10 protein-coding genes are annotated in these 6,166 nt (G+C 31.9%); 7 read left to right on the top strand and 3 right to left on the bottom strand.

Annotation, left to right across the window (positions count from 1 at the left end; genetic code table 11):
• Positions 1–17: 17 nt before the first annotated feature.
• From ACIQXF_RS21100 to ACIQXF_RS21110, 3 genes are all read right to left on the bottom strand, one after another.
• Positions 18–281, bottom strand: a complete 264-nt coding sequence (locus tag ACIQXF_RS21100) for a tyrosine-type recombinase/integrase (RefSeq protein WP_402787192.1) — start codon at positions 279–281, stop codon at positions 18–20.
• An 11-nt stretch (positions 282–292) separates the two neighbouring features.
• Positions 293–433, bottom strand: coding sequence for a hypothetical protein (locus ACIQXF_RS21105; RefSeq protein WP_402787195.1), 141 nt, complete (start codon positions 431–433; stop codon positions 293–295).
• 109 nt (positions 434–542) lie between these two features.
• The gene (locus tag ACIQXF_RS21110) at positions 543–674 is read right to left on the bottom strand and encodes a hypothetical protein (RefSeq protein WP_402787198.1); all 132 of its coding nucleotides are present in this window, start codon (positions 672–674) and stop codon (positions 543–545) included.
• Between the two features lie 523 nt (positions 675–1,197).
• Between ACIQXF_RS21110 and ACIQXF_RS21115 the strand changes: the two genes are divergently transcribed.
• From ACIQXF_RS21115 to ACIQXF_RS21145, 7 genes are all read left to right on the top strand, one after another.
• Positions 1,198–1,374: an RNA polymerase sigma factor gene (locus ACIQXF_RS21115; RefSeq protein WP_402787201.1), complete on the top strand. Its 177-nt coding sequence runs from the start codon at positions 1,198–1,200 to the stop codon at positions 1,372–1,374.
• A gap of 66 nt (positions 1,375–1,440) precedes the next feature.
• Positions 1,441–1,686, top strand: a complete 246-nt coding sequence (locus ACIQXF_RS21120; RefSeq protein ID WP_402787204.1) for an RNA polymerase sigma factor — start codon at positions 1,441–1,443, stop codon at positions 1,684–1,686.
• Complete coding sequence (locus ACIQXF_RS21125; RefSeq protein WP_402787207.1) at positions 1,683–2,438, top strand: hypothetical protein; 756 nt, start codon at positions 1,683–1,685, stop codon at positions 2,436–2,438. Before ACIQXF_RS21120 ends, ACIQXF_RS21125 begins: the two co-directional genes overlap by 4 nt.
• 417 nt (positions 2,439–2,855) lie before the next feature.
• The gene (locus ACIQXF_RS21130) at positions 2,856–3,122 is read left to right on the top strand and encodes a hypothetical protein (RefSeq protein WP_402787210.1); all 267 of its coding nucleotides are present in this window, start codon (positions 2,856–2,858) and stop codon (positions 3,120–3,122) included.
• Positions 3,123–3,510: 388 nt separating this feature from the next.
• Positions 3,511–4,371: a hypothetical protein gene (locus ACIQXF_RS21135; RefSeq protein ID WP_402787213.1), complete on the top strand. Its 861-nt coding sequence runs from the start codon at positions 3,511–3,513 to the stop codon at positions 4,369–4,371.
• Between the two features lie 274 nt (positions 4,372–4,645).
• Entirely contained in the window at positions 4,646–5,500 is an 855-nt protein-coding gene (locus ACIQXF_RS21140; protein ID WP_402787216.1) for a PhzF family phenazine biosynthesis protein, read from the top strand.
• A gap of 203 nt (positions 5,501–5,703) precedes the next feature.
• Positions 5,704–5,925: a phage holin gene (locus ACIQXF_RS21145; protein WP_402787219.1), complete on the top strand. Its 222-nt coding sequence runs from the start codon at positions 5,704–5,706 to the stop codon at positions 5,923–5,925.
• The last annotated feature ends 241 nt before the right edge of the window (positions 5,926–6,166 follow it).

The raw sequence follows: 6,166 nt of genomic DNA on the forward strand, positions 1-6,166 counted from the left end.
ACGAAAAGGAGACCATTTTACAAGATTTCGTTAAACAGGTCACTTGCTTTTATTTTTTCACGCTCTGTTAAATGACTATAAGTATTAATCGTTTCTTGAATGTTTACATGACCAAGTTGCTCCTGAATGACTTTAAAATTTACATTCTTACTAATCATATATGAAGCGTATGTGTGGCGTAATCCGTGAAAAGTTAGGATTGGTAAGTTAAATCTCTCCACAATTTCTTTCCATCTATTAGACATACCATCCGGATGTGAAGGGAATCCATTACTTTTCACAAATAGCAAGTTTATAGGATTGTTTTCATCATCAAGCATTGGTGTCCACAATTCACCTGATTTGCAGCTGAAGCACTTTCAACACTAAAGCTACCTAGTACTAATAACATTAACGTTAGAAAAATAAAACCTTTTTTAAACAAATTAACCACTTATGTATCCTCCTTTAAAATTATCTAAAGGTTATTTCTTTTAATAACCTTCAAAAACAACTTTAACCATTTGGTACTTATTTACCATAATAAAAAACAGACAACTTTGTTAGTTATCTGTTTCACAATCTGACTTAGGTAGTTTGGTTTGTTCAATAACCTCTTCAAAAGCTGCTTTAATTTCCTCAATCGTATAACCAGCTTCCAGTAATTCCTGGGTTGTTTGTTCTAGTTTGTTCATTAATTATCCTCATTTATATTTATCTATCTCCAACATTAATAAAATTGAAAGTTGCTAGAAATATCAAAAGAGCCGTATTTGTTGGAACATATAACAAGGCTGTAGAAAGTTCTAGTATGAAACTTAGTAAATCAATCATCTATAGAAGAAACGGCAGATAGAGAGCGTCCAGTGCCTTTCTATAATTGGTTAAAGGAAAGAGATAGCCTTCCACAATCAATAGTGCATGGTGAACCATCGTTAGATAATTGGCTGAAATGATAGATGGAATTAATCATCCAAGTGATTGAGATGAGGTGTTATTAAACTACAGTGCAGTTAAGTGGAGAAGGATTTTAATTTACTATCGGGTGCTAGAGATGAAGAAAAGGCTGTCATTTAGGCAGCTTTTTCTTATGTAACCACGGAGCAGATTAGTTCTATACACTGTAAATCAAAATGAAAATTTTGTAAAATTATTTTAAATTTAAATTCACCAAATGCCATTTTCGTGTGTGTTATAAGTGAAAGGAGTTGATGGGCGTTGGAACAATCAGTTTGGTCGACTGAACTAGATATAGAGAGAATTGTTGATAAATATGGAGATATGCTATTTAGAATATGTCTTGTTATTATGTGCAATGAGAATGATGCAGAGGACGTCGTACAAGACACTTTTATTACATATCTTACTAAATCTCCAATTTTTCATGATTCGTAGCATGAGAAAGCGTGGCTGATTACTGTTGCTACTAATCGCTGCAAAAATAAAAGAAGGTTCAACTTTATGCATAAACATATTGATATCAGTGATTTGCAACTACATTGTAAGGATGTTGAAAACTATGGTTTGCTCGACCATCTTATGAAATTGCCAAATAAACATAAGCCTGTATTACTACTCTATTATGTAGAAGGCTATAAAGTAGATGAAATAGCAACTCTACTCAACATTACTGTGTCAACTGTCAAAAAGCGATTACAACGTGGACGGGAACTCATTCGAGCAAGATATCGAAAGGAGAATGAATGATGAGTCTTAATAAGATTAAAAATGCTGTTAATTCTATTGAAATGTCAAAAACGATGAAAAATCGTATTAAAGAAAACTGCTATAGTATAGAACAAGAAAAATCAGTCCAATTAAATTCAAAAAGGTGGATTTCAGTAGCATGTGCGTTTGGGATACTATTTTCTATTGTAATAGGGATACCGTTTGTGAATAAGAGTGGAGATGTCCGAGTTGCAAATTTTGCAATCACAGCGTATGCAATGAATGATGATGGTAGTAAGATAAATACAAACCTTTCATCTAAAAAAGCTACTTTTGATTTATCAACTAGAGAAAGGTTGGGTCTTGTAATTGCTTCAGGAGGCGACGTAGATAATTATATTTATACAAATGTGAGGTTAAATATAACTGGAGAAGATATCGAATCAATCACTTATACCATAAACAAAGGCGAATTTATAAAAGATGTTTTAGTAACAGAAGAACAGGCGAAAGACGATGATTGGTTAGTATCTGAAAATATAAATAGCATGGGTAAAGAGCCTGATTCTCATATCTGGCAAGGTATAAAGGAAATCGGTAATAGTTATACAGTTGCGTATAATGAACAGGATAAGTATGGATATGCCCTTGCGATTTCTCATGATGGTAATAATGTAATAGATGATGACGTTGTAATCAAAGTAAATGTAAAATATAAAGACGGAAGCTCTAAGCAACAAGATATTGTTGCGACTCAAGAAGGATATTCTATTTCATTAAAGCTCAAATAAAATAATAGAGATGATAATATTTTTGGCTTAATGAACTAACAGGTGCTTTACCTAAATAATCCGTAAAAGACCACTCCGTGATGGGTGGTCAATTCATTATCTGTGGAGGACAAAGCGCATAAAGAACGTCCAGTGCCTTTCTATAATTGGTTAAAGGAAAGAAATAGTCTTACACAATTAATAGTGCATGGTGAACCATCGTTAGATAATTGGCCGGAATAAAAAACTTAACCAAATGAATTCTTAATAAGGAGTATAGTTCGAAGTGTAAAATGAAACCCATTACTTTACATTTCGTTACACATTAGAGGGGTGTAAAATTCTGATAAAAAAACTTTCTCCAATTATTTGTATGTCCCGTGGAACAAGGGATATATAGTTAATTAGTGATTGGTATTTGGATGGGGGATAATTAAAATGAGAAAACATTTAGCACTTGTATCTATTATTATTTTTATAGTGACTATTCTTATTATGAAATTTTTTATGGAAGGAAAAGTTTCTGGTATGGTAGGAACAAACTTTTTAATAGCTGGTGTAGGTGTGTCTGTTTTATTAGCAATATTTAGTGAAAAAGGAAGAGTGAAAACAATCGTTTTAAGCTTATATAGTCTACTAATTGTTGGTTTTATAATGATGGTGATACTTTTTAGAGTCGCACATATGCAATCAAGTGGACTTTAGTTAAATAAATAGCACAGACCACTCCGTGATGGGTGGTCTAGGTATTAAAATAGGTGACTTTTGGTGACCAAAAAGTGACCAACTGATGATTGAATGTGATTTTTAATGAAAAATTATGATTGATGGTGACACATTTCAATATAATAAATACCGTTAAATCAACACTTTAATAGCTCTTGATTTCCCATAATAGCTATCACAATTCAACGACATGATGATTGTAGCGTTAGAGGTAGCTATTCAAGAATAGTTGGTTAGCGTTGGTTTTAGGGTGTTTTTTTAAGAATGAAAATTAAGCAAGTGACCAAAAGCGACGAAAAGGAGACCAAAGGCAATAATATATATTTGTTCAATATTAATTGTCATGTTGTTGTTAATAATAATACTTATGAAAGACACAAATGAGGATAGAGTAGATTCATCAAAAAAAGAAGCTATAGAGAAAATTGTAGAGAGAAGGCGAGTTGAGCTTGATTTTGAAAAACAATTTGAAATTGATAGAAATAAGTTAGCTTTTAAAACAGATAGTACTGGAGAAATACAAGCATCTTATTTACTTACTCACAGCACTCAGAAAGACGAAAAAATAATAATTTATTCCTTTTTAGAAAATGATAACACTCCTGTAATTATTAACATTAATGGTAAAAAGGCTCGTTATCACGAAATTAATGTTCCGAAAAACGGGGAGAAGAAAATTGATTTAACTTTAACTGGATTATCAGCGGGGGAGCATATTATTTATTTATTTGGCGAAAAGTATCTTGAAAAAGATATCGAAGATGAGTTAGAAATAAAGCAAACACAAGAAGTAATATCACATAATTATTTTTCTCTAGAGGTTTTGAATAGTGATGTTAAACCTTCGATAGTTGATTTGAATTATAAAGAAGTTGATAAAGTAGGAATTTCAAAAGAAGTGGGAAGACTGACTTTACAATTATATGAAGATTTAAATCTAACAACTGAAGTTAATTCTATTGAGAAAAAAAACTACCTTTTAGCTATTAATAATCCGAGTGATTATAAACTAGAATCGCATTTGAAATTAATTGCTGACTATAAGGCAGAGGAGCTAAATAAAATAATCGTACCAGAGAATTCTGAAGTAATCATACCTGTCGATCTTAATGAAATTACAGATGTTGAAAGTATTAGGTTTATATTAGTAGGGAAACCAACAGAGGATATTAATGTCCTACTACCAGCTAGAATAATTCAAAAATCGAAACGTTTTTTTGTTAAATAATGCTTAGCATTAACTTATCGTTTATAGATTCTTCATTATGATAATAAATCAAGTATATAAAATAAATTGGGGAATAACTCTTTGTAGCCATAAAAAATATATAAAACCAGGTACTCAATTAATTTTGAGCCTGGCTTTTTTGTATGCTTGAAAATCCCCTTACAGATGCTAAAAAATAGTTTGTCTCTTGCTTTATGGCAAATTTATCCAACAGCATTTATACGTAGTGCTTTCTATGCTACAATTTACTATAAGTGAGGAAGGAAGGTGTCTTATGAATATATCCGTTTATGTTGCAAGTGCATTTAGCAAGGATCATAAAGGCGGAAATAAAGCAGGAGTGGTATTTGAGAATACATTGACCACTACTCAAAAAATGGCAATAGCCAAACAACTGGGCTATGCGGAAACCGCATTTATATCAGAATCTGAAATTGCTGATTATAAATTTGAGTATTTTACACCAAAAGAAGAAGTTGATTTATGTGGTCATGCCACAATTGGCTCTTTCGTGATACTGATGCATTTAAATAAACTTTTCAGGAATCGCTATACGATTGAAACGAACAGCGGTGTTCTTACTATTACCATAAAAGATGACATCATATTCATGGAACAAAACAAACCGATATTCTATGATGTTGTATCTCCAAACGAGTTCATCGACTGTTTTGACATTAAAGCTATAGACAATAAATACCCAATTCAAATTGTCTCCACGGGCTTAAAAGATATTTTAATTCCTATAAAAAGCGAAACACGATTACATGCACTGCAACCTAATTTTGAAAAAATTAAAGAAATCAGCAAGTATTATAATGTTGTCGGGATGCATCTATATACTTTTAATGACAATCGAATTATATGCAGAAATTTTGCTCCACTATACGACATCAATGAAGAAGCAGCGACTGGAACTTCAAACGGTGCATTAGCTTGCTACCTTTATGAACAGCACGACTTGCAAAAAGAAGTCTATGTATTTGAACAAGGTTATTCTTTACACTCGCCTTCCGAAATATTAGTTAAATTAGCAACCAATAGCAAGAATGAAATAGAAAAAGTTTATGTTGGGGGCAAGGGCTATTACTGTGAAACTAAGTGTTTAAATGTAGAAAATATTGAGTGAAAATAAAAAAACACCGAATAAAAAGGTTGAGAAAATAATTTCTCAACCTGAGGCTCACATAAAATGAGCCTCTAATTACAGAATAAGAATAAATGTTCCCATCTGATGTTTATCATCACATATCAGGAGGAAAAAAGAAATGAAAATTTGCGAAAACACCATCTATATAAGCAATTTTGGTGTAATTAATCGCATTACTATTAGTGCTCGCTAATCAAATGGCGGGCATTTTTAATGTCGATATTACGATTTACAACGACCAGATGACATCCATTTCAGAGACGATTCTAAGCATTTTAGGTTTACTTGGTATTATTATCTATCCTACAACTGCAGGTGCATCCGACAGTACACAAACACTCAAATATGATAAAAAAAACAGACAACCAATATTAGTTATCTGTTTCACGTTCTGTCTTTGGTAGTTTAGTCTGTTTCTAAGAATGTGTTATTTAATATTGCTATGGATTATTAAAGAAGGTGTACTAACAGTTGCTAGTACATTAAGAGCTGTATTTGTAGGAGCATATATAGTAAGGCTATTTGAAAAGATAACAAGTCACCTTTAAACAATAAAATGTACCCTATAAGATAGACACTTAAAAAAAGTCTCTCTTACAGGGTACTTTTATTTATAATGAACATAACAACTAGATGGAGCAGAAC

It is taken from the genome of Lysinibacillus sp. NPDC097231, from assembly GCF_044761885.1.
Lineage (GTDB): Bacteria > Bacillota > Bacilli > Bacillales_A > Planococcaceae > Lysinibacillus.